The sequence below is a fragment of the Serratia sp. LACPHL-BACT-2024-00286 genome (assembly GCF_043109535.1).
Classification (GTDB): domain Bacteria; phylum Pseudomonadota; class Gammaproteobacteria; order Enterobacterales; family Enterobacteriaceae; genus Serratia; species Serratia sarumanii.
In genome coordinates, this window is record NZ_JBICNA010000022.1 from 1 (window position 1) to 572 (window position 572).

The window sequence follows — 572 nt, forward strand, 5'->3', positions numbered from 1 at the left end:
CGTCAGGTTGGCGTTCCTTTCATCATCGTATTCATGAACAAATGCGACATGGTTGATGATGAAGAGCTGCTGGAACTGGTAGAAATGGAAGTTCGCGAACTGCTGTCCGCTTACGACTTCCCAGGCGACGACCTGCCAGTAATCCGCGGTTCCGCGCTGAAAGCGCTGGAAGGCGAAGCTGAGTGGGAAGCGAAAATCATCGAACTGGCTGAAGCGCTGGACAGCTACATCCCAGAGCCAGAGCGTGCTATCGACAAGCCGTTCCTGCTGCCAATCGAAGACGTATTCTCCATCTCCGGTCGTGGTACCGTTGTTACCGGTCGTGTTGAGCGCGGTATCATCAAAGTTGGCGAAGAAGTTGAAATCGTTGGTATCAAAGACACCGTTAAGTCTACCTGTACTGGCGTTGAAATGTTCCGCAAACTGCTGGACGAAGGCCGTGCTGGTGAGAACGTAGGTGTTCTGCTGCGTGGTATCAAGCGTGAAGAAATCGAACGTGGTCAGGTACTGGCGAAGCCAGGCTCTATCAAGCCACACACCCAGTTCGAATCTGAAGTGTACATCCTGAGCAA

1 protein-coding gene is annotated in these 572 nt (G+C 52.4%); it reads left to right on the plus strand.

Annotation, left to right across the window (positions count from 1 at the left end):
* The coding region (locus tag ACF8MC_RS25655; RefSeq protein WP_314237731.1) for an EF-Tu/IF-2/RF-3 family GTPase at positions 1–572 on the plus strand (572 nt) is incomplete at both ends.